Origin of the sequence: Aquincola tertiaricarbonis (assembly GCF_000969605.1) — a bacterium.
GTDB lineage: Bacteria > Pseudomonadota > Gammaproteobacteria > Burkholderiales > Burkholderiaceae_C > Aquincola > Aquincola tertiaricarbonis.
On record NZ_JZUE01000021.1, the window covers coordinates 85,670 to 107,717 of the forward strand.

Genomic DNA, 22,048 nt, shown 5'->3' on the forward strand with positions numbered 1-22,048 from the left:
CAACATGACTGTTCTGAGCAAGCGCGACCTGCTGAAGTGGGCTGCGCTGTCGTCCGTGGCCGCGGCCGCGCTGGTGGGTTGCGGCAAGAAGGAAGAGCCGGCCGCGCCGGTGGCTTCCTCCCAGCCCGCCTCCGCCCCGGCTGCCGCCGCACCCGAGCCGCTGAAGGCGGCCTGGGTGTACGTCGGCCCGGTGGGTGACGCCGGCTGGACGTTCGCGCACGACCAGGGCCGCAAGGAGGTGGAAGCCGAGTTCGGCAACAAGGTGCAGACCAGCTTCGTCGAGAAGGTGCCCGAGGGCGCCGACGCCGAGCGCGTGATCCGCGACCTGGCCACCCAGGGCAACAAGATCATCTTCGCCACCTCCTTCGGCTACATGGAGCCGATGATGAAGGTGGCCGCCGAGTTCCCGGACGTGAAGTTCGAGCACGCCACCGGCTACAAGACGGCGCCGAACATGCGCATCTACGATGCCAAGTTCTTCGAGGACGCCTACCTCGCCGGCATCATCGCCGGCACCATGAGCAAGACGGGCACCATCGGCTTCGTCGGCTCCTTCCCCATCCCCGAGGTGCTGCGCAACATCAATGCGTACACCCTGGGCGCGCAGAGCGTGAACCCGAAGATCAAGACCAAGGTGGTGTGGGTCAGCACCTGGTTCGATCCGCCGAAGGAAGGCGAGGCCGCGCAGAGCCTGATCAACGGCGGCGCCGACGTGCTGCTGCAGAACACCGATTCCTCGGCCGTGCTGCAGACCGCCGAGAAGAACGGCAAGTACGCCTTCGGCTGGGACAGCGACATGAGCGCCTTCGCTCCCAAGGCCCACCTGGGCTCGGCCGTGGCGCTGTGGGGCGGCTACTACAAGAAGGCCATCAAGGAAGTGATGGACGGCACCTGGAAGACCGAGCGCACCGTGTGGGGCGTCAAGGAAGGCCAGAACGACCTGATCAAGGTCGCCGAGGTGGTGCCGGAAGACACCCGCAAGAAGATCGACGAGATCAAGGTCAAGATGAAGGCGGGCGAGTTCGAGGTGTTCACCGGCCCGGTGGTCGATGCCGCCGGCAAGGAGCGCCTGGCCGCCGGCACCGCCGCCGACCAGGACTGGAAGGACAAGATCGACTTCTACGTCAAGGGCGTGGAAGGCAAGATCCCGTCGGGCAAGTAAGCCCGGTCACGGCCGGCCCGCGGGCCGGCAACGGGCCGCCCTGGCGCCGCAAGGCGGCGGGCGGCCTTTTTCTTTGCAGCGGCAGCCGTTTTGCCACCCATGATCGAACACCATCACTACCACCCCGTGCTGCTGGCCAGCGCGCTGGACGAAGCCCGTGCCGACGGCCGCCGCTGCCCGGTGCCCGCCCAGCTGCTGGGCACCGACCTGGCCATCTGGCGCGACGCCGCCGGCACGGTGCACGCCTTCGACGACCGCTGCCCGCACCGCGGTGCGTCGCTGTCCCTGGGCCGCATCGAGGGCGACCGGCTGGAGTGCGCGTACCACGGCTGGCAGTTCGCGCCCGGCGGCCGCGTGGTGCAGGTGCCGGCGGTGCCCGGCTGGCAACCGCCCGAAGGGCACCGCGCCCGCAGCTACCGCGCCAAGGAAGCCTACGGCCTGGTGTGGGTGGCGCTGGTGCCGGCCGGCGCCGACGACGCCGACGTGCCCGAGCCGCCGCTGCCGGCCTTCTCGGCCGAAGGGGATGCGGAGCTGCGCAAGGTCAACTGCGGCCCCTACGACGTGGCCACCAGCGCGCCGCGCATCGTCGAGAACTTCCTCGACATGGCCCACTTCGGCTACGTGCACGAAGGCTGGCTGGGCGCCCGCGACAACACCGCCATCGAGCCCTACCGCGTCAGCGCCACCGAGCATGGGTTCCTGGCCACCGAATGCCGCGCCTGGCAGCCGCAGAGCAGCGTGCAGGCCGCCGGCGGCGCGATGGTGGAGTACACCTATGAGGTGAATGCACCGTACACCGCCATCCTCACCAAGGTGCCCGACGCGGCCGCGGTCAAGGTGCGGGGCTTCCGTGAATCCATCGCGATGTTCGTGTGCCCCATCGAGCCCGAGCGCAGCCGCGTGTGGATCCGCCTGGCGATGCTGGACTGGACCTCCACCGACGCGCAGCTGCAAGGCTTCCAGCACACCATCTTCTCGCAGGACCAGCCTGTGCTCGAATCGCAGCGGCCGCGCCGGCTGCCCGTCACCGCCCAGGCCCCGGTCACCGAACTGCATTGCGCGGCCGACCGCGCATCCACCGCCTACCGCCGCTACTTGAAAGAGCGCGGCATCACCTTCGGCATCTGCTGAAGCGCCCAGGAGACCTGCCCATGCCCCTCGAACTGGCTTCCCGCCTCGACAAGATCGGCCGCGACGCGCTGCCCCTGCTGCTGCGCGACATGCCCAAGTGCGAGCTGCACATCCACATCGAAGGCTCGCTTGAGCCCGAGCTGATCTTCGCCCTGGCCCAGCGCAACGGCGTCACGCTGGCGTACCCCAGCGTGGAAGCGCTGCGCGAGGCCTATGCCTTCACCGACCTGCAGAGCTTCCTCGACATCTACTACGCCGGCGCCAGCGTGCTGCTGAAGGAGGAAGACTTCTTCGACATGGCGATGGCCTACTTCCGCCGCGCCGCCGCCGACAACGTGGTGCATGCCGAGCTGTTCTTCGACCCCCAGACCCACACCGACCGCGGCGTGCCGTTCAAGACGGTGATCGACGGCCTGACCCGCGCCAGCCAGACCGCGCAGCAGGAGCTGGGCGTCAGCAGCGCCCTGATCCTGTGCTTCCTGCGGCACCTGAGCGAGGAAGCCGCCTTCGCCACGCTGGAAGAAGCGCTGCCGTACCGCGACCAGTTCATCGGCATCGGCCTGGACAGCAGCGAACGTGGCCACCCGCCCGAGAAGTTCGCGCGCGTGTACGCCCGCTGCCACGAGCTGGGGCTGCACCTGGTGGCGCATGCGGGCGAGGAAGGCCCGGCCGAGTACATCGAGACCGCGCTCGACCTGCTGAAGGTGGAGCGCATCGACCACGGCGTGCGCTGCGTGGAGAAGCCCGCGCTGGTGGAGCGGCTGGCGGCCGAGCAGGTGCCGCTGACGGTGTGCCCGCTGTCCAACATCAAGCTGTGCGTGTTCGACTCGATGGACCAGCACAACATCGCTTCGCTGCTGGAAGCGGGGCTGAAGGTCACGGTCAACTCCGACGACCCGGCCTATTTCGGCGGCTACATGAACGCCAACTTCGACGCGGTGTTCAACGGCCTGCCGCAACTGGGGCCGCGGCATGCGTACCAGCTGGCGCTGAACAGCATCGAAGCCAGCTTCGCTTCCGACGCGGCGAAGAGCGAGTGGGTGGAGAAGCTGGACCGGGTGTTTGCTGACGCGTCTTGATGTCGCTGCGGTTTTGGTGGGTTGCCTTTGCGTGTAGGTAACTTGCTGGGTTTGTGCTGTTTGCGCAGGGCCGTGCGGGCCGGCCCGGGGGCTTAGCTTCCGCGGTTCGCGCTGCGCGCGAACTGCCCTGCGCTGCTCACGCCGGTGGCCCGCGGCCCAACTCACCTCCGCTCGCTGCGCAAGCGCCCGCACGGCCCTGCGCAAATGTTGGAGCGGTGGTGCTGCGCATGGAGGTGCTTTGCAGTGGCGCTGCCGTCTGCGACGAGATTGCTGCGTTGGAGCGGTCGGTCGTGGCGCGGGGCTGTTTGCTGAGTGGCGACTTGCTGGGGTTGTGCTGTTTGCGCAGGGCCGTGCGGGCCGGCCCGGGGGCTTAGCTTCCGCGGTCGGTGCTGCGCACCGACTGCCCTGCGCTGCTCACGCCGGTGGCCCGCGGCCCAACTCGCCTTCGTTCGCTTCGCTCACTGCGGCTCAAACAGTCGGCCGCAAGTCAGTTCACGAAGCGCGCTGCGCGCGCGGCCACCGGCGCTGCGCTGCTCGGCGCTCCACATGCGCCCCCGGGCCGGCCCGCACGGCCCTGCGCAAATGGCGGAGCGGTGGTGCTGCGCTTAGAGGTGCCTTGGCACGGCGCCGCGGTTTGCGACGACGATGCTGCGGTGGCGCTGGCGCTGGCGCTGGCGCTGGCGCTGGCGCCGGTGACCGTGGCACGGCGCTGCATGCCAAGCCAACGAGGCGGTTGCAGCAGCTTTCCACACAGCAGAGCGGAGCCGCGCGGGGGGCGGTGCCCGGTGGGGCGATTTGTGGGGTGGCGAGGAGCGCAGTGCCGAGGTCGGCGCGCGCAGCGCGCTTCGTGAACTGACTCGCGGCCGACTGTTTGAGCGGCAGTGAGCGAAGCGAACGAGAGCGAGTTGGGCCGCGCGACCTCGGCGCGAGCACCGCAGAGAAGTCGGCCGCGCAGCGGCCGACCACCCCAGCATGAGCCCCGCCGGGCACCGCCCCCCGCGTGGCGGCCGAACAAGAACAGCACCTATGGCCAACGCCGCCGCGCGGCGGCCGAACAAGAACAGAAACCGGGGCAACGAAACCGCGGACATGGCCGCTGCGTCAGGACGGCGCCTAACGCCTCACGCCGGCCGAACCCGCTTCCGCCTTCGGCCGCAGCAGCACCACGATCAGGCTCAGCACCCCGGCCGTGCCGGCCAGCATCAGTGCGCCGGCACTCCATACCAGCCAGGCCACCAGCGTGGCGCTGTCGCCTACCCAGGTGAGCGCGGTCTGCGCGAAGTCCAGCGCCAGCGACAGCATCTGGCGCCAGCCGGGAATCCAGCGTTCGATCACCTCGCCGTACGGGATGTCGTCGATCAGCGGCCGCACGTCGGTGGCCCAGCCGGCGCCGTTCACCAGCAGTGCGTGCAGTCCCCAGGCGGAAAGCGACCACAGGGCCAGCAGTACGGCAGCAATGATCCAGATGGCGGTCAGCATGTTGTCGGTTCGAAGGTGTTGGCAGCGTTGCCTAGAATCAGGGTGTTCCAGGCCAGCACGGCGTGCCACCGCCGCGCTGGCCTTTCCATTTTGTGGCCATGTCGAGGACAACCATGTTCAAAAACCTCGCTCGGGCGCTGCGGCGCCCGGCGCTGCCGCGCATCGTCGCGCAACTCCTGCTGCCCGCCAGCCTGCTGGTGCTGGCGCCAGCGCCGCCCGCCGTGGCCCAGCCTGCGCCCCTGAAGGTCGGCTTCGTCTACGTTACCCCCATCGGCAGCGCCGGCTGGACCTACCAGCATGAGCTGGGCCGCCAGGCGCTGCAGCGCACGCTGGGCCCGAAGGTGCAGACCACGGTGGTGGAATCGGTGGCCGAGGGTGCCGATGCGGAGCGCGTGATGCGCGACCTGGCCGCCCAGGGCCACCAGCTGGTGTTCGCCACCAGCTTCGGCTACCTGGATCCGGCCTTGCGGGTCGCCGCCGACCATCCCGCCGTGCGCTTCGAGCATGCCGGCGGCTACAAGCGCGCCGCCAACCTGGCCACCTACAACGCCCGCTTCTACGAAGGCCGCTGGCTGGCCGGCTACCTGGCCGGGCGCAGCAGCCGGACAGGCGTGGCCGGCTTCGTGGCCGGCTTTCCGGTACCCGAGGTGGTGCAGGGCATCAATGCCTTCACGCTGGGCATGCGGGCGGCCAATCCGCAGGCCACGGTGCGCGTGGTGTGGCTCAACACTTGGTTCGATCCGCCCAAGGAACGCGAGGCCGCCCTGTCCCTGGTGAATGCCGGTGCCGACGTGCTCACCAACCACAGCGGCTCGCCGGCCGTGCCGCAACTGGCCGAGGAGAAGGGCGTGCGCCTGGTGGCCTACCAGAGCGACATGCGCGCCTTCGCGCCCAAGGCGCAGCTGGCGGCCATCACCGCCGACTGGAGCGGCTATTACCTGCGCCGCACCCAGGCCGTGCTGCAGGGCCAATGGCAGTCCACCGCCACCTGGGGCGGTCTGCGCGACGGCATGGTGGCGCTGTCGGCCGTGGATCCGGCCCTGCCGGCCCTGGTGCGCAGCGCGGTCGCCGAGCGGCAACAGGCGCTGGTAGCCGGCCGCAGCACGCCGTTCGACGGCCCGCTGAAGGACCAAGCCGGGCGCGTGCGCCATGCTTCTGGCCCGCTGCCGGACGAAGCCATCGCCTCCATGGACTGGTTCGTGGAAGGCGTCGTGGGCAGCGTGCCGGGCCGCTGACGATCTTCAAGGCGCATTGATGCAGGATTGGCGGCCTGCAGCATGCGTATTTGCGGGTTCATGCGAAGTGATGCTTTTGATAATGCGCCCTCTTGCGACTCGGAGGGGGCTGCGTGAAGGTGAAGCTGGAGATCAAGGCGGCCTGGATCGGCGCCGCGGTGGTCGTCGTGCTCATCGGGCTGGTGGGCAGCTTCCAGCATCACCACATCGCGCGTGATGTCCGGGCGGTGCTGCAAACGCAGCAGGACGCCCTGGGCGCTTCCATGGCCGAGAGCCTGGGCGACAAGCTGGAGATGCACGCCGCGGTGCTCGAGCAGGGCGCTACCGCCATCGACGCCACCGTGCTGGCCGACACCGCGCAGCTGCGTCGCGCCCTGGCGCGCGCCACCGGCGTGCGGGCGCTGTTCACCGGCGCCTTCGTGGTGCTGCCGGACGGCCAGCTGCTGATGACCGAGCCGCCGCGGCCGGACGACAAGCCGATCAACCTGGCCGACCGCGACTACTTCCAGGCGGTGCTGGCGGGCCGGGCGGTCAGCCTGTCGGCACCGATGATCGCGCGCGCCCGCCACCGCGCCGCCGTGGTGATGGCGGTGCCGCTGCGCGCCAGCGACGGCCGGCTGCTGGGGGTGCTGGGCGGCGGCATCGAGATCGAGCGCGACAACCTGCTGGGCCGCCTGGGCTCGCTGCCGGTGGGCCGCGGCGGCCACTACGAGGTGGTGACGCAGGGCGCCGACCCGGTCTACATCGCCCACCCCGACCGCAGCCGCCTGCTCAAGCCGGCCAGCGCCGCCGGACATCCGGGCGACCTGGTGACCACCAAGCCGGTGCGCCGTGCCGACTGGGCACTGCGGGTGGTGCTGCCGGCGGCGGAGGTGGAGGCGCCGATCCATGCCGCGCAGCAGCGGCTGCTGCTGCAGCTCACGCTGCTGGGCGGCGCCAGCGCGCTGATTGGCTGGCTGGCCATGCGCCGGCTGCTGCGGCCGCTGACGGCGCTGCACCAGGCCATGCGCAGCTGGCGCGCCTCGCCCGGCCAGCCGCTGCGCCTGCGCACCTCGCTGCCCGACGAGCGCGGCGAGCTGGCGCGGGAGTTCGAGGCGCTGGCGCGGGATGCCCGCCAGCGCGAGGCCGAGCTGGCCGCGGTGAGCGATGCATCGCCGCTGGGGCTGTTCCGCGCCGGCATCGACGGCCGGCTGAGCTACGTCAACGATGCCTACCTGCGCATGCATGGCGTGACGCTGGAAGAGGTGCGCGCCGGCCGCGCGATGCTGATGCCGGCCGAGCAGCGCGAGGCGGCGCTGCAGTCCTGGCATGACGCGGTGGTGCACGGCCATGGCTTCAGCAGCGTGCGGCGGCTGCAGCGCGGCGGCGGCGCCCGCGGCACCAGCACGGCCACGCTGGCCGTGCGCTGCGCGCCGCTGGTGGTGGACGGCCGGCTGGAAGGTTTCGTGGGCACGGTGGAGGACGTGACCGAACGCACCGCCGCCGAGGAGAAGCTGATGGCGGTCAATGCCATCTTCGACGCCACCACCGACTTCGTGGTGCAGGCGCTGCCCGATGGCCGCATCACCTACATGAACCCGGCCGCCCGCCGCGCGGCCGGCATCGGCCTGAACGAGCCGCTCGGCGAGCGCCAGGCCTCGGACTTCCATCCCGCCTGGGCCCACGAGCGCTTCCGCAAGGAGGTGCTGCCCGCGGTGCTGCAGCGCGGCGTGTGGGTGGGCGATTTCGTGCTGCTGGACGGCCAGGGGCAGGAGCGCCCGATCAGCCACATGGTGCTGGCCCACCACGGCGCGGACGGCCGCATCCGGCACTTCTCGGCGGTGATGCGCGACGTGTCGGCCGAGCGCCAGGCCGAGCAGGAGCAGCGCCGCCAGGCCGCGACGCTGCGCTCGATGACCGAGGCCATCCCGGCCATCATGCTGGCGGTGGGCGCGGACGGCCGCTTCCGATTCGTCAACAGCAGCTTCGAGCGCTGGCACGGCCTGGCGCGCGGCAGTGTCACCGGCCGCACGGTGCAGGAGGTGCTGGGCACCGACGGCCACCTGCTGCAACAGGCCTGGGTGGCCCGGGTGCTGGCCGGCGACACCGTGCGCTACGAGACCGGCGAAGGCCTGTGCACCGCCCTGGGCCCGCGCCACCTGATGGTGAACCTGGTGCCGCTGCGGCTGGACGACCACACGCTGGACGGCTACGTGGGCGTGGCCTACGACATCAGCGACCGCAAGGAGCAGGAGGCGCGGCTGGAGGCGCTGTCACGCACCGATCCGCTGACCGGCGTGCTCAACCGCGCCGGCCTGCAGCAGCGGCTGGACCAGCTGCTGCAGGAGGCGCGCAGCGGCCACCTGGCGCTGCTCTACATCGACCTCGACCATTTCAAGCCGGTGAACGACCAGCACGGCCACCCGGCCGGGGATGCGCTGCTGCGGCAGTTCGCCCAGCGCATGCTGGCCATCGTGCGGCCCACCGACACCGTGGCCCGGCTGGGCGGCGACGAATTCGCCATCCTGCTGACCCACCTGCGCGAGCGCGCCAATGCCGACCGCGTGGCGGCCAAGGTGGTGCAGGCGGCCTCCTGCCCGTTCGACCTGGACGGCACCTTCGTGCAGGTGGGCGCCAGCGTGGGCGTGGCCGTGGCCAGCGCGGCCGAAGGGCCGATGCCCGACGCCGCCACGCTCATCGCCCAGGCGGACATGCTGCTGTACCGGGCCAAGCGCGCCGGCGGCAGCCGTCACATGGCCGAGGCCGTGGGCGCCTGAAGCTGCGCCGCCAGCCGCGCGGCCCCGGGGCCGAAGGCATAGGCGTCCATGCCCAGCGCGCCGAAGGTGACCGACGCGTGCAGCCGCAGCGGCACCGCCTGCCGCCCGCCCGCGCCGGCGGCCGCATGCCAGGGCAGCAGGTGCTCGTCGGTGGGATGCATCAGCGCCGCATGCGGCGCCTGCGCGCGGTAGTCGAACAGCGCAGGCCAGTCCCGCGCGGTGGCGCGTTCATGCATCCAGCCGCGGAAGGCGGCGCTTTCCGGCAGCTCGGCATCGCCGCTGCGGGGCGTGCCGTGCAGCCGGCCCAGCAGGCGCAGGTTGTGGGTGATGCTGCCGGTGCCCAGCACCAGCACGCCTTCGGCCGCCAGCGGCGCCAGCGCCTGGCCCAGCGCGAATTGCTCGGCCGGGCTGTGCGTGGGCACGTAGGCCAGCGGCAGCACCGGCACGTCGGCCTGCGGAAACATCCAGCGCAGCGGCGTCCAGATGCCATGGTCCAGCCCGCCCTGCGCCAGCCGGTGGGCCGGGATGCCGGCCTGCGCCAGCAGCGCCTGCGCCTGCTGCGCCAGCTCGGGCGCGCCGGGCGTGTCGTAGCGCAGCTGGTAGAGCGCCGACGGAAAGCCGCCGAAGTCGTGCACCGCCTCATGGCGCGGCGCGGCCAGCAGCACCGGCTCCCGGGTCAGCGAATGGGCGGAGATGGCCAGGATGGCCCGCGGGCGGCCGAAGGCGGCATCCAGTGCCGGGCCCAGCCGCTGCCAGAACGCGCCGGCCTCGCCCGGCTCCAGCGCCGTCATCGGCGAGCCGTGGGACAGGAACAACGAGGGCAGCGGTGGGGTGGTGGAGGTCATGCCGGCATTGCACCAGCGCCAGGCGTGGCCACGGTTCTGCGGCTTTGCACGCCGCGTTGCAGCGGGCTGAGGGCGCGTCGACGCCCCCGGTTGTCGAAAAGCGCCAGGGCGGATCGTCGTGGCAGACCGACATCCCACGGAGCCCCGCCATGGCCGACCCGCACCCGCTCACGCCCGCCGCCGAACTGGCCGCGCGCCAGCCGCGACGCTTTCCCGGCGAAAGCGCCGACTACCGCCGCGCCCGCACCGCGCTGCTGGCCGAGGAGATCGAGCTGCGCCGCCACATCGAGCGGGTGGCCGCGCTGCGCCGCGCGCTGCCGCCGGGCGGCCTGGTGCCGCAGGACTATGTGTTCGAGGGCGAGCAGGGCCCGGTCACGCTGTCAGGCCTGTTCGGCCCGCACCGCACGCTGATCACCTACAACTGGATGTTCGGCCCGCGGCGCGAGGCTTCGTGCCCCATGTGCACCTCCATGCTGGCCGCGCTGGACGGCGAGGTGCCCGACCTGCTGCAGCGCGTGGCCTTCGTGGCCATCGCCCGCTCGCCGCTGCCGCGGCTGCTGGCCTTCAAGCGGGAGCGCGGCTGGCAGCACCTGCCGGTGGTCTCCTCGGGCGGCAACAGCTTCAACCGCGACTATGTCGACGAAGACCCGGAGGGCAGCGACGACCACGCCGGCTTCAACGTCTTCGTGCGCACGGACGACGGCATCCGCCACTTCTGCGGCGACGAGATGGGCTTCGAGACCGCCGATCCCGGGCAGGACCCGCGCGGCGCGCCTGACTTCATGCCGCTGTGGAACCTGCTGGACCTGACGCCCGAGGGCCGCGGCACCGACTGGTATCCGCAGCTGCACTACGGCCGCGCGGCCGGCGGTTGCTGCGGCTGACGCGACCGCCCGCCTGCAAACCCCGGGCGGCGCGGGCGGCAGCCCATCCTGCTACCGTGCAGCCCATGACTGCGACCTCCCTTTCTCCTTCCGCGTGGCGCCTGGCCTGGCGGCAGACGCTGCGCGATTTCCGGGCCGGCGAGCTGCGCCTGCTTATCGTGGCGGTGATGCTGGCGGTGGCGGCGCTCACCGCGGTGGGCTTCTTTGCCAACCGGCTGAACACCGGGCTGGAACGTGATGCCGCGCAGCTGCTGGGCGGTGATGCGGTGGTGGCCAGCGACCGGCCCACGCCCACGACGCTGGTGGAGGAGGCCGCCGCGCGCGGCCTGCGCACCAGCCGCAGCGCGGTGTTTCCCAGCATGGGCCGGGCGCCGGACGAGCTGGGCGGTGCCAGCCGGCTGGTCGGCGTCAAGGCGGTGGACGACAGCTATCCGCTGCGCGGCCGCATGCGGGTCAAGGCCGGCCCCGAGGCCGAGGAGCAGGCCGTGAACAACGGCCCGCCGGCCGGCAGCGTGTGGGTGGACGCCGCGGTGCTGGAATCTCTCGGCCTGAAGGTGGGCGACCCGCTGCTGCTGGGCGATGCCTCGCTGCGCATCGACCGCGTCATCACCATCGAGCCCGACCGCGGCGCCGGCTTCATCAGCTTCGCGCCGCGGGTGATGCTGGCGTTGTCCGACCTGCCGGCCACTGGCCTCATCCAGCCCGCCAGCCGCGTGACCTACCGGCTGGCGGTGGCTGCGCCCGGGGCCAGCCTGGCCGAGGTGGGCCGCTACGTGGCGGACATCAAGCGCCGCATCGGCAGCGAACAGCTGCGCGGCGTGGACGTGGAGTCGCTGGAATCGGGCAGCCCGCAGATGCGGCGCACGCTGGACCGCGGCGAGAAGTTCCTCAACCTGGTGGCGCTGCTGGCCGCGCTGCTGTCGGCGGTGGCGGTGGCCATCGCCGCGCGTGACTTCGCCAACCGCCACCTGGACGACTGCGCGATGCTGCGGGTGCTGGGCCAGCCGCAGCGTTCCATCGCGCTGTCGTACGGGCTGGAGTTCGGCTTCGTCGGGCTGGTGGCCAGCGGCCTGGGCGTGCTGCTGGGCTTCGTGGTCCACCATGTCTTCATCTGGCTGCTGGCGGGGCTGGTGCAGGCGGAGCTGCCGCCGCCCGGGCTGTGGCCGGCGCTGTTCGGCCTGGGCGTGGGCCTGACGCTGCTGCTGGGCTTCGGCCTGCCGCCGGTGCTGCAGCTGGCGCAGGTGCCGCCGCTGCGCGTGATCCGGCGCGACGTGGGCGCGCTCAAGGCCTCGTCGCTGCTGGTGCTGGCCGCCGGCACGCTGGGCTTTGCCGCGCTGCTGGTGGCGGTGTCGTCCGACCTCAAGCTGGGGCTGATCGCGGTGGGCGGCTTCGCCGCCGCGGTGGTGGTGTTCGCCTTGCTGTCCTGGGTGGCGGTGCAGGTGCTGCGCCGGGCGGTGCCCGAGTCGCGCGCGCCGCGCTGGCTGGTGCTGGCCACGCGGCAGATCGCGGCGCGGCCGGCCTTCGCGGTGCTGCAGGTGTCGGCGCTGTCGGTCGGCCTGCTGGCACTGGCGCTGCTGGTGCTGCTGCGCACCGACCTCATCGACAGCTGGCGGGCCGCCACGCCGCCAGATGCGCCCAACCGCTTCGTCATCAACCTGCAGCCCGACCAAGCCGAGCCCTTCCGCGCGGTGCTGAAGGAAGCGGGCGTGCAGCGCTACGACTGGTTCCCGATGATCCGCGGCCGCCTGGTGGCCATCAACGGCCAGCCGGTGGTGCCCGACGCCTACGAGGACGGGCGCGCCCGCCGCCTGGTGGACCGCGAGTTCAACCTCAGCCACGACACCGTGCTGCCCGAGCACAACCAGGTGATCGCCGGCCGCTGGACGCCGGACGAGCCCGACGCGGTGAGCGTGGAAAGCGGCCTGGCCGAGACGCTGGGCCTGAAGCTGGGCGACCGCATGCGCTTCGACATCGGCGGCCAGCTGCGCGAAGGCCGCATCACCAGCCTGCGCAAGCTGGACTTCGCCTCCATGCGGGTGAACTTCTTCGTCATGTTCCCGCTGGGGCAGATGGAAGGCGTGGGCACCACCTACATCAGCGCCTTTCGCGCGCCGGAGCTGCCGGGCTTCGACAACCGGCTGTCGCGCGACTTCCCCAACATCACCAACGTGAACGTGGCGGCTTCGCTGGCGCAAGTGCAGGGCGTGCTGGACCAGGTGATCCGTGCGGTGGAGTTCCTGTTCGGCTTCACGCTCGCGGCGGGACTGGTGGTGCTGTTTGCGGCCATCACCGCCACGCGGGAGGCGCGATCGCGAGAGTTCGCGATCATGCGGGCCATGGGCGCCGGCCGCACGCTGCTGGCGCGGGTTCAGCGCACCGAGCTGCTGGGCGTGGGCGCGCTGGCCGGCCTGCTGGCGTCCACCGCCGCCATGGGCGTGGGCTGGGCGCTGGCGCGTTATGCCTTCGAGTTCAGCTGGTCGGCGCCGTGGTGGGTGCCGCTGGCGGGCACCGCGTCGGGCGCGCTGCTGGCCCTGGCCGCCGGCTGGTGGGGCCTGCGCGAGGTGCTGCGGCGCCCGGTGGTGGAGACGTTGCGGCGCGCCCAGGCATGAATGTGGGCACCCGGGCCAGCGGGTACGCGGGCCCCTGCCGGGCGGCGGCCGCGGGTGGGCGCCCGGGTTCGCGCGGGTGCAGTTGGTGCGTCGTGGTGGCGGTTCGTCGGCGCGGGCTGCGGTTCGTCGCAAGTCGCTGTGCGGGGGGAGGGGCGGTGCCTAGAGTTCACTCCATCGCAACGCCACACCCCGCAGGAGCCCACCATGAACAGCCCCCGTTTCTCCAGCCAAGCCACCGCCTTCGTCCTGGCCGCCGTCGTCACGCTGGGCATGCTGGCCGGCGTGGACAGCCTGGCGACCCAGGGCCATGCGGCGCAGGACGGTGTGCTGCTCGTCCAGCAGCAACAGCAGCAGCAACAACAACCGGCCGAGGCTAAGCCGGCTGGCCCTGCAGCTTGAAGGTGCCCACCATGCCGCTGAGCGCGCCGGCCTGCTGGCGCAGGTTCTCGGCGGCGGCGGACGACTGTTCCACCAGCGCGGCGTTTTGCTGCGTCATCTCGTCGAGCTGACCGACCGCCTGGGTGACCTGGTCGATGCCCATGCTCTGCTCGCTGCTCACGGCGGTGATCTCGGCGATCACCGCGCTCACGCGGCGCACGCTGTCCACCACCTCTTCCATCGTGCGGCCGGCGTCCTGCACCAGGCGGGCGCCGGTTTCCACCCGTTCGGAGCTGCTGCCGATCAGGCGCTTGATCTCGCGCGCCGCCTCGGCGCTGCGCTGCGCCAGCATGCGCACCTCGCCAGCCACCACGGCGAAGCCGCGGCCCTGTTCCCCGGCGCGGGCGGCCTCCACCGCCGCGTTCAGCGCCAGGATGTTGGTCTGGAAGGCGATGCCGTCGATGGTGCCGGTGATGTCCGCGATCTGACGCGAACTGGTGCTGATCTCGTCCATCGTCGAGATCACTTGCGACACCACCTCGCCGCCGCGCTGGGCCACCTGCGCGGCCGACCCGGCCAGCTGGTTGGCGCTGGCGGCCGATTCGGTGCTGTGGCGCACCGTGCCGGTGAGCTGCTGCATCGACGAAGCCGTCTGCTGCAGGCTGCTGGCCGTCTGCTCGGTGCGCCGGCTCAGGTCCTCGTTGCCGGAGGCGATCTCGGCCGATGCGGTGGCCAGGCTGTCGGCGGACTCGCGCACCTGGGTCACCAGGCCGCGCAGCGCGCCGCACATCTCGGCCAGCGCCTGGCGCACCGCGCCGATCTCGTCGCGGCGCGTGGTGTCGATGCGCAGGGCGAGGTCGCCTTCGCCGATGCGCCGGGTCAGCGCCACCACCTCGGCCAGCGGCCGGCGGATGGAGCGCACGATGGCGGCGGTGCTGGCCATCATCGCCAGCACGATCAGCGCCATCACCCCGCTGACGGCCCACACGGTGTTCATGCGTTCGCGGCCGGTGGCCTCGCGCACGGCGGCCGCGCGCTGCTGCTGCAGCGTCACGAAGGCCTGCTGCGAAGCCAGGTAGTCGGCCACCGCGGGCTGCACCTTGCTGCCCATGGCCGCCATGGCGCCCGCGGCATCACCCGCCTTGCGCAGCGCCAGGGCCTGCTTGCGGGTGTCCAGGTAGTTCTGCCGGCGCTGGGCCACTTCGGCCAGCGCGGCCTTTTCCTCGGCATCGGTGGCCAGTGCGTCCACCTGCTTCTGCAGCTCGCTGATGCGGGCGCTGGCCGCGTCGATCTGCGGCTTGAGCGTGTCGGTGAGCTGCGGCTCGGTGCTGGCCAGCGTGGCCATCACACGGGCCGCGTTGGCCTCGGTCATGCCGGACCAGCGCAGCGCCAGCTCCAGCTTCTTCTCCTGCGTGGCTTCCCGCTCGGCCGCGACGGCGAGCAGGCTGCGGGTCCTCAGCACCGAGGAGGTGGACATCGCCACCACCAGCACCGCCAGGGCCACCGTGGGCAGCCAGATCTTTTGCGAAAGCGTGAACTGCATGGCTTCGGCGGCGGTGCGGGTTCAGTCGGCTCAGGCCGTCGCGGCGTCCATCAGGCCCATCTCGGCGCTGCTCATCAGCGCTTCGATGTCCATCAGGATCAGCATGCGGTCGGACACGCTGCCGATGCCGGTGATGTAGCTGGTGTCGATCTGGCCGGAGCTCAGCTCGGGGGCCGGCTTGATGGTGTCGGGCGCCAGTTCCAGCACGTCGGACACCGAATCCACCACCGCGCCCACCACGCGGCCACGCACGTTCAGCACGATGACCACGGTGAAGGTGTTGTAGTCGGCCGAGTCGCATCCCAGCTTCAGGCGCAGGTCGACGATCGGCACGATCACGCCGCGCAGGTTCACCACGCCCTTGATGAAGCTGGGCGCATTGGCGATGCGGGTGGGCTGCTCGTAGGAGCGGATTTCCTGCACGCGCAGAATGTCGATGCCGTACTCCTCCGCGCCGAGGCGGAAGGTGAGGTATTCGCCGCCCGGGGCGCCGCCACGGGCCTTGGCGTTCTGAACCGCGCGTTGGGCTTCGGCGCGGGCCACTTCGGTGGCGTCGGTGATCATGTCCATGGTGGCGTCCTTCGTCTGGTTGCGTCGCTGCTGGGATATCGGCGTGCGCTCGGCGCACTGAAGCCGTCGTCCGTCCGGCCGGCCTGCGGGCCGCACCGGTTCTCCTGGCAGCTTCGGCCGCTTTGCCCGTGGCTTGAGGGCCGCGGTGGCCTGGATGGCAGACTGCGCCGATGTCCTCGATCCCTGCCCCCGTCCCGCAGCCCCTTCCGGTAACGCGCCCCCGCCGACTGCGCCGCTGGGCGGTGGCCTTCGGCATGCTGTCGCTGCTGGCCTGCGCCGCGGTGGCCGCCGCCGTGGTGCTGGCGCTGCAGCCCACGGCCGTGGTCAGCGGCCCCTCGGCCACCGCCGGCTTCGACCTGCGCCGCGGCTGGCTGCTGCTGCGGGCGCACGACCCGCGCCGCCTGGTGCCCGGCCAGCCCGGCCATGTGCAGCTCGACGAGGCGGAACTGCAATGGCTGGTCGACCAGGCCGTGGCCCGCGGCCCGGCCGGCACGGCGGTGCGCGTTGCGCTGGCCGAAGGCAGCGCCGGGCTGCAGGCCAGCCTGCCGGTGCCGGCGGGGCTGCTGCCGGCCGCGCTGGTGCAGTCGCTGGGCGGCTGGCTGAACGTCGACCTGCGGCTGCGGCAGCCGACGGCCGCCGGGCTGCCCGAGGTGACTGCCCTGCGGCTGGGCCGCCTGGCGGTGCCGCCGGCGCTGGCGGTGCCCCTGGTGCAATGGACGCTGCCGCGGGCGGCCCCGGGTGCGCTGCCGGCGCTGGAGCTGCTGCAGGTGGTGCGCACCCTGCATTTCACGCCGGGTGGTCTGGAAATCGGCTACGTCTGGGGCGAGCACAGCCTGCAGGCCCTGGGCGCTGCGCTGCTGCCGGCTGAGGAGCGGGTGCGGCTGCAGGCCTATGCGCTGGCTATCAGCCGCGCCGCCGGCACCGGTGCGTCGCCCTGGCCGCTGCCGCAGCTGCTGCAGACGGTGTTCACGCTGGCGGGCGAACGCTCGGCCACCGAGGAGCAGGCCGGGGCCGAAAACCGTGCCGCCTTGCGCGCGCTGGCGCTGCTGGCCACCGGCCGGCCGCTGCAGCCCTGGCTGCCGCCGGGCGAGCGCCACCGCGCCGGTCCGCCGCGCCCGCTGCTGCTGCACGGGCGGGTGGACTTTCCGCAGCATGTGGTGGTATCGGCGGCGCTGGCGGCCGAGGGCGGCGGGCCGCTGGCCGATGCCATCGGCGTTTACAAGGAACTGCTGGACGCGCGGGAGGGCAGCGGCTTCAGCTTCAACGACATCGCGGCCGACCGCGCCGGCACCCGCCTGGGCCTGCTGGCCATGCGCCAGCCGCGCCAGCTGCAGCAGCGCCTGGCCGAAGGCGTCGTCGACGACGATCTGTTGCCGGATGTGTCCGGCCTGCCCGAATACCTGCCCGAGCCGGTCTTCCGGCGCCGCTACGGGGGCGTGGGTTCACCTGCTTACGAAGCCATGCTGGCGGAGATAGAAAAACGTCTGCTGGACAGCCCGCTGCTGCGTTAGAGGTTGGCGGCGCGGGCCCGGCAGTTGCAACAGCACGCTACCGGCTGGAACCGAACCGGCAGCGCACCACTCCGCCAACATCGTCCACCCACCGAAGTGCCCCACCCATGCGCAAGACCTCGCTTCTGTTGACCGCCCTCGGACTCGGCATGTCGGCCTGGGCCGTGCAAGTGCGCGCCCAGTCCACCACCAGCACCACGGCCGCCGTGGTGGACGCCCGCTGGAAGGAAAGCATCGATGCCTTTGCCGCGCAGGACAAGCTGAACGCGCCGCGCACCGGCGGCGTGCTGTTCGTCGGCAGCTCGTCCATCCGGATGTGGAGCGGCCTGGAGGATGCCTTCGCCAGCGCCAACATGCCGGTGCTCAAGCGCGGCTTCGGCGGCTCACGCATGCTGGACTGCGCGCAGTACGTGGACGCGCTGGTGATGCCCTACAAGCCGCGGCTGGTGGTGGTGTACGCCGGCGACAACGACCTGGCCGAAGGCCGCACGCCGCAGCAGGTGCTGCAGAGCTTCACCCGGTTCACCGAAGCGGTGCGCGCGGCACTGCCGGAAACCCGCATCGCCTACCTGTCGATCAAGCCCAGCCCGCTGCGCGCAGCGCTGGTGCCCGCCATCCGCGAGACCAACGGCCTGATCTCGGCCTATGCGCGCAACACGCCCAACCTCGACTACATCGATGTGTTCAGCAAGATGCTGGACGACAGCGGCAAGCCGCGCGGCGAGCTGTTCCTGGCCGATTCACTGCACCTGAACGCCGAGGGCTATGCGCTGTGGCGCAACGTCATCAACCCGCATCTGCTGCCGGCCGAGGGCGCGCCGGTGCAAGCGTCGGTGCAAGGCTCGGCCCCGGCGCCGCTGGCTCCGCAGCCGCAGGCGGCGTCGCTGAAGACGCTGGTGTCGACGTCGGCGGCGTCGCGCTGACCGAGGCCATCGGGCCGGCGCCGGAACCGGCGTCCGCGCCCGCCGCCGCCAGGCGCGGCTTGCGGCTCAGCCGCTTCTTCAGCGCGGCACGCTTCTCGGCGGTGCGGCGGTCCAGTTCGCCGCTCACCCAGGCCACCAGGTACAGCGCCGGGAAGCTCACCAGCACGATGGCGGCGTCCACCCAGTAGGGCCGCTCCGGCTGCACGTCGCCGGCCAGGGCCAGGGCCACCAGCGCCAGCACCAGGTGGGCGCAGAACACCGGCAGCGAGGCGCGGCCCAGCGTTTCCAGCACCGGCAGCCGCGGCAGGTGGCGGCGCAGCCAGGGCGCGAAGTGCATCGCCAGCAGCAGCAGCGCCATGAAGTTCATCAGGCGCAACGGGCCCAGCGTCCACTTGTCGAACAGCGGCGCCAGCGAGGGCTGGCCCGGGAACGGCGTCTGGCCGATGGCATGCCGCCACACGAAGCCCACCACCGCGATGCCGATGGCCGCATTGACCATCCAGCGCGGGAACACCGTGGGCGGTGCATCCGGCTGCTCGGCCTGCATGCAACCCAGCCACAGCCCCAGCACCCACAGGAACTGCCAGCCCCAGATCTCGAACGAGCCGGTCTGCTGGTAGGGCACCGGGATCGGCGCGATGGCGGTCACGCCTTCATAGATCACGCGGCCGATGTCGAACTGCGCGGCCAGCCACATCAGCAGGCTCAGGCCCAGGATGCCGCCCCACCCCCGGTGCAGCCCGTGCAGCAGCAGCAGCGGGCTGGCCAGCATGAACACGATGTAGATCGGCAGGATGTCCAGCAGCGGCGGCGAATAGATCAGCAGCAGGCCGCTGAAGAAGGCGGCCAGCGGCCGGTCGAGGTAGAAGCCGATCAGGTTGATGATCGCGTCCTGCCCGGTGAGGATGCCCATCACCGCCACCACCGTCAGCAGGAACAGCAGCAGCGCGATCTGGCAGGCATAGATCTTCAGCGCGCGCTTGAAGAAGGCGCCGCGCATGGCGTCCGCGCCTTCGCGCCGCTCGCGCGCCGTGTACACCATGCCGGCCATGAAGGCCGACAGCATGACGAAGCCTTCGGCCGCCGAGACGAAGCCGAAGGGCTGGCCGGTGGGATCGGACAGCCGGGTCGGCAGGTGCGTGAAGGTCATCAGCACCAGCATCAGCCCGCGCACCGCGTCGAGCTCCCACAGCCGCTTTGCGGTCTGGCCGCCGGGCCCGCCACTTGCCACGTGCTTCTCCTGCTGAATCACCGATGAGGTGCGGTGATTCTTCAAGCCCCGGGGCCCCGCCGCTGTAGGACAAGGGCGGGTCGCCGGCTGGGACAGCGGCGCGCGTGGACCCGGCGCCGGGGCCGGGCAGGGCGGCTCAGGCCGGCTGCAGGCGGAAGCCCTGCATCAGCTGCGTGAGGCGGGCGGCCTGCTCGCGCAGGCTCTGCGCGGCGGCGGCGGATTGCTCCACCAGCGCGGCGTTCTGCTGCGTCATCTGGTCGAGCGCCACCACCGAGTGGTTCACCTGGCCGATGCCCTGGCTCTGCTCGCCGGTGGCCACGGTGATCTCGCCGATGATGTCGGTCACGCGCTGCACGCTGGCGACGATCTCGCCCATGGTGCTGCCGGCGTCGCGCACCAGGCGGGAGCCGGTTTCCACCCGCTCCACGCTGGCGCCGATCAGGCCCTTGATTTCCTTGGCGGCCTCGGCGCTGCGCTGCGCCAGGCCACGCACCTCCGAAGCCACCACCGCGAAGCCGCGGCCCTGCTCGCCGGCGCGGGCGGCTTCGACAGCGGCATTCAGCGCCAGGATGTTGGTCTGGAAGGCGATGCCGTCGATGGTGCCGATGATGTCGGCGATCTTCTTCGAGCTGGTGTGGATCTCGTCCATGGTGGACACCACCTGCGACACCGCCTGCCCGCCGCGTGCGGCGGTGCTGGAGGCCGAGCCGGCCAGCTGGTTGGCGGTGGTGGCGGCGTCGGCGGTGTTCTTCACCGTGCCGGTGAGCTGCTCCATGCTGCTGGCGGCCTGCTGCAGGTTGCTGGCCGTGTGCTCGGTGCGCTGGCTCAGGTCCTGGTTGCCGGTGGCGATCTCGGACGAGGCGGTCTCGATGGAGTGCACTGCGCCGCGCAGCTCGGTGAACATGGCCAGGAAGCGCTGGCGCATGCCTTCCACCGCGCGCAGCAGCGTGCCCACTTCGTCCTGCTGGCTGCTGTGGGTGGCGTGGGTGAGGTCGCCGGCGGCCAGCGTCTCCACCGCAGCCACGGCCTGCTGCAGCGGCCGCGCCACCCAGCGGCGCATCGCCCAGAACAGCGCGCCGCCCAGGGCCAGCGCAGCCGCGCCCAGCAGCACGCCATACAGCGTCACCGTTCGCCAGTGGGAGGCCAGGGCCTCGGCCTCGCTCAGCTCGGCCACCACCCACCAGCCGGTGCTCTCGCTGCGGCGCATCACCGCCCAGCGTGCGTCGGGCGTGGCCGCCAGCAGGGCCGGCGCATCGGGCAGCCAGCCGCCTTCGGCCTGCGGCAGGCGCTCGAACAGCGGCTGCGCATCGGGGCGGGCTTCCAGCACCTTCTTGCCCGTGGCCTGCGGATGGAAGACGAACAGTGCGTCGGCCGGCTTGGCGCGCGGATCGATCACGTACAGGCCGCCGCTGTCGTGCAGGTGCGTGGCGGACAGCAGCGCCAGCATCTCCGACTGGAAGCTGCTGAGGTCGAAGCCGATGAACAGCGCGCCGACGACGGCCCCTTGGCCATCGCGCACCGGCTCGTAGTGGGTCATGTAGGGCTTGCCGAACAGCGTGGCGCGGCCGCTGTAGGCCTGGCCGTCGGTCAGCTTCGCATGGGCCGGATGGGCCTTGCCCAGCAACGTGCCCATCGCGCGGTCGCCGTTTTCCTTGCGCAGCGAGGTGGTCACGCGGCGGAAGTCGTCGCCGTCGCGGGCGAACACGGTGGCCACGCCGCCGGTGGCCGCCTGGAAGCGGTCCACCTCGTCGAACTGGCCGTTCAGCGGCCGGCCGGCGGCCGACAGCGTGGCACCGGCACCCAGCTCGAAGGTGGCCGGAAAGCCCGCGCGGAAGCCGGCGTGGCTGCGCTGCGCCATCTGGCGCGACGACTTGTCGAAGGCGTCGATGAAGGCGGCCATCGACTGCGCGGTGCTGCCGGCGGCGGCGACGGCGGCGCGGCGCTCGCCGCCGGTGGTCACCGCGGCGATGACCAGGCAGATGGCGAGAAGCACGGCGCCCACCCCCAGGCTGCCGATGACGGACAGCCGGCGGGCCAGCGAACCAGCAGCGGAAGAGGTGGAGATCGGCATCACAAAGCCTCCGGGGAGGGGTACAACAAAAAAGCGGGCCGAAGCCCGCTCAGGTCAGAAGGTTTCCCAGTCGTTGTCGTCGACGACACGGGCCGGGGCGGGCGGCGCCGCCGGCTTGGCGGCCGGGGCGGCGGGCAGCGGCTTGCTGGCCGCAGGGGCCTTGGCCACGGCGGGGGCGGGCGCTGCGACGGTCTTGGCCACCGCGGCCGGCTTGGAGGCGGTGGCCTTGGCGGCGACCGTGCTCTTGGCCTGGGCCAGGCGGCTGGCCGCGGCCTTGACCGCCGGCTTGACGGCCGACACCAGCTTGCTGGCCACCTGGCGCGAGCTGCTGCTGGCGCGCTGGATGGCCTTCGCTGCGGGCGCAGCGGCCGGGCTGGCGGCCGGTGCATGGTGCACCACCGGCCGCACCGGCTGCACCGGCGCCGCAGCACTGCCGGACAGGGTGAACGAGGCGGTGAGCTGCGTCAGGCGCGCGGCCTGTTCCTTCAGGCTCTCGGCGGCGGCGGCGGACTCTTCCACCAGCGCGGCGTTCTGCTGCGTCATCTGGTCGAGCTCGATCACCGAGCGGTTGACCTGGTTGATGCCCTGGCTCTGCTCCGACGAAGCCGCCGTGATCTCGCCGATGATGTCGGTCACGCGCT

Annotated in this window: 15 protein-coding genes and 2 pseudogenes; 10 read left to right on the forward strand and 7 right to left on the reverse strand. The window is 71.8% G+C overall.

Annotated features, from left to right (window positions below; translation table 11 throughout):
* The first annotated feature begins 4 nt into the window (after positions 1–4).
* The 3 genes from VO99_RS21055 to VO99_RS21065 all read left to right on the forward strand — a co-directional run bounded on the left by VO99_RS21055 (position 5) and on the right by VO99_RS21065 (position 3,372).
* Positions 5–1,162, forward strand: a complete 1,158-nt coding sequence (locus tag VO99_RS21055; RefSeq protein WP_046114891.1) for a BMP family ABC transporter substrate-binding protein — start codon at positions 5–7, stop codon at positions 1,160–1,162.
* Positions 1,163–1,261: 99 nt separating this feature from the next.
* The gene (locus VO99_RS21060) at positions 1,262–2,293 is read left to right on the forward strand and encodes an aromatic ring-hydroxylating dioxygenase subunit alpha (RefSeq protein WP_046114892.1); all 1,032 of its coding nucleotides are present in this window, start codon (positions 1,262–1,264) and stop codon (positions 2,291–2,293) included.
* Between the two features lie 20 nt (positions 2,294–2,313).
* Positions 2,314–3,372 carry an adenosine deaminase gene (locus tag VO99_RS21065; protein WP_046114893.1) on the forward strand — a complete coding sequence of 353 codons (1,059 nt, stop codon included), beginning with the start codon at positions 2,314–2,316 and terminating at the stop codon, positions 3,370–3,372.
* Positions 3,373–4,485: 1,113 nt separating this feature from the next.
* Here VO99_RS21065 and VO99_RS21070 read toward each other — a convergent pair.
* A complete protein-coding gene (locus tag VO99_RS21070; RefSeq protein ID WP_046114894.1) occupies positions 4,486–4,851 on the reverse strand; it encodes a hypothetical protein in 366 nt (121 codons plus the stop codon).
* Positions 4,852–4,964: 113 nt separating this feature from the next.
* On the opposite strand from VO99_RS21070, the gene VO99_RS21075 reads away from it, so the two are divergent.
* Complete coding sequence (locus tag VO99_RS21075) at positions 4,965–6,086, forward strand: BMP family ABC transporter substrate-binding protein (RefSeq protein ID WP_046114895.1); 1,122 nt, start codon at positions 4,965–4,967, stop codon at positions 6,084–6,086.
* Between the two features lie 113 nt (positions 6,087–6,199).
* Positions 6,200–8,842, forward strand: a complete 2,643-nt coding sequence (locus tag VO99_RS21080; RefSeq protein ID WP_046114896.1) for a diguanylate cyclase domain-containing protein — start codon at positions 6,200–6,202, stop codon at positions 8,840–8,842.
* Here the strand turns inward: VO99_RS21080 and VO99_RS21085 are convergent.
* On the reverse strand, positions 8,815–9,687 hold the full coding sequence (locus VO99_RS21085) for a dioxygenase family protein (RefSeq protein WP_046114897.1): 873 nt from the start codon (positions 9,685–9,687) through the stop codon (positions 8,815–8,817). The genes VO99_RS21080 and VO99_RS21085 overlap by 28 nt on opposite strands.
* 149 nt (positions 9,688–9,836) lie before the next feature.
* On the opposite strand from VO99_RS21085, the gene VO99_RS21090 reads away from it, so the two are divergent.
* From VO99_RS21090 to VO99_RS30920, 3 genes are all read left to right on the forward strand, one after another.
* Complete coding sequence (locus tag VO99_RS21090; RefSeq protein ID WP_046114898.1) at positions 9,837–10,571, forward strand: DUF899 family protein; 735 nt, start codon at positions 9,837–9,839, stop codon at positions 10,569–10,571.
* A gap of 65 nt (positions 10,572–10,636) precedes the next feature.
* Complete coding sequence (locus VO99_RS21095) at positions 10,637–13,180, forward strand: ABC transporter permease (RefSeq protein WP_046114899.1); 2,544 nt, start codon at positions 10,637–10,639, stop codon at positions 13,178–13,180.
* Between the two features lie 204 nt (positions 13,181–13,384).
* Positions 13,385–13,579, forward strand: coding sequence for a hypothetical protein (locus VO99_RS30920; protein WP_046114900.1), 195 nt, complete (start codon positions 13,385–13,387; stop codon positions 13,577–13,579).
* On the opposite strand, the gene VO99_RS21105 is transcribed toward VO99_RS30920, so the two are convergent.
* Together VO99_RS21105 and VO99_RS21110 are read right to left on the reverse strand one after the other, a co-directional pair.
* A complete protein-coding gene (locus tag VO99_RS21105; protein ID WP_046114901.1) occupies positions 13,554–15,101 on the reverse strand; it encodes a methyl-accepting chemotaxis protein in 1,548 nt (515 codons plus the stop codon). The genes VO99_RS30920 and VO99_RS21105 overlap by 26 nt on opposite strands.
* Positions 15,102–15,131: 30 nt before the next feature.
* Positions 15,132–15,671 (reverse strand): chemotaxis protein CheW, encoded by a 540-nt coding sequence (locus tag VO99_RS21110; RefSeq protein WP_083440796.1) that lies wholly within the window; start codon positions 15,669–15,671, stop codon positions 15,132–15,134.
* Between the two features lie 170 nt (positions 15,672–15,841).
* Here VO99_RS21110 and VO99_RS21115 point away from each other — a divergent pair, with 170 nt between their 5' ends.
* Entirely contained in the window at positions 15,842–17,182 is a 1,341-nt protein-coding gene (locus VO99_RS21115; protein ID WP_157039684.1) for a YfiM family lipoprotein, read from the forward strand.
* A gap of 314 nt (positions 17,183–17,496) precedes the next feature.
* Positions 17,497–17,946: pseudogene (locus VO99_RS32010) on the forward strand (GDSL-type esterase/lipase family protein); the annotation flags it as partial.
* Between the two features lie 22 nt (positions 17,947–17,968).
* Here VO99_RS32010 and VO99_RS21120 read toward each other — a convergent pair.
* The 3 genes and pseudogenes from VO99_RS21120 to VO99_RS21130 all read right to left on the reverse strand — a co-directional run.
* Positions 17,969–19,336, reverse strand: a complete 1,368-nt coding sequence (locus VO99_RS21120) for an OpgC domain-containing protein (protein ID WP_375136412.1) — start codon at positions 19,334–19,336, stop codon at positions 17,969–17,971.
* A gap of 136 nt (positions 19,337–19,472) precedes the next feature.
* Positions 19,473–21,407 carry a methyl-accepting chemotaxis protein gene (locus VO99_RS31890; RefSeq protein WP_046114902.1) on the reverse strand — a complete coding sequence of 645 codons (1,935 nt, stop codon included), beginning with the start codon at positions 21,405–21,407 and terminating at the stop codon, positions 19,473–19,475.
* A gap of 54 nt (positions 21,408–21,461) precedes the next feature.
* Positions 21,462–22,048: pseudogene (locus VO99_RS21130) on the reverse strand (methyl-accepting chemotaxis protein); the annotation flags it as partial.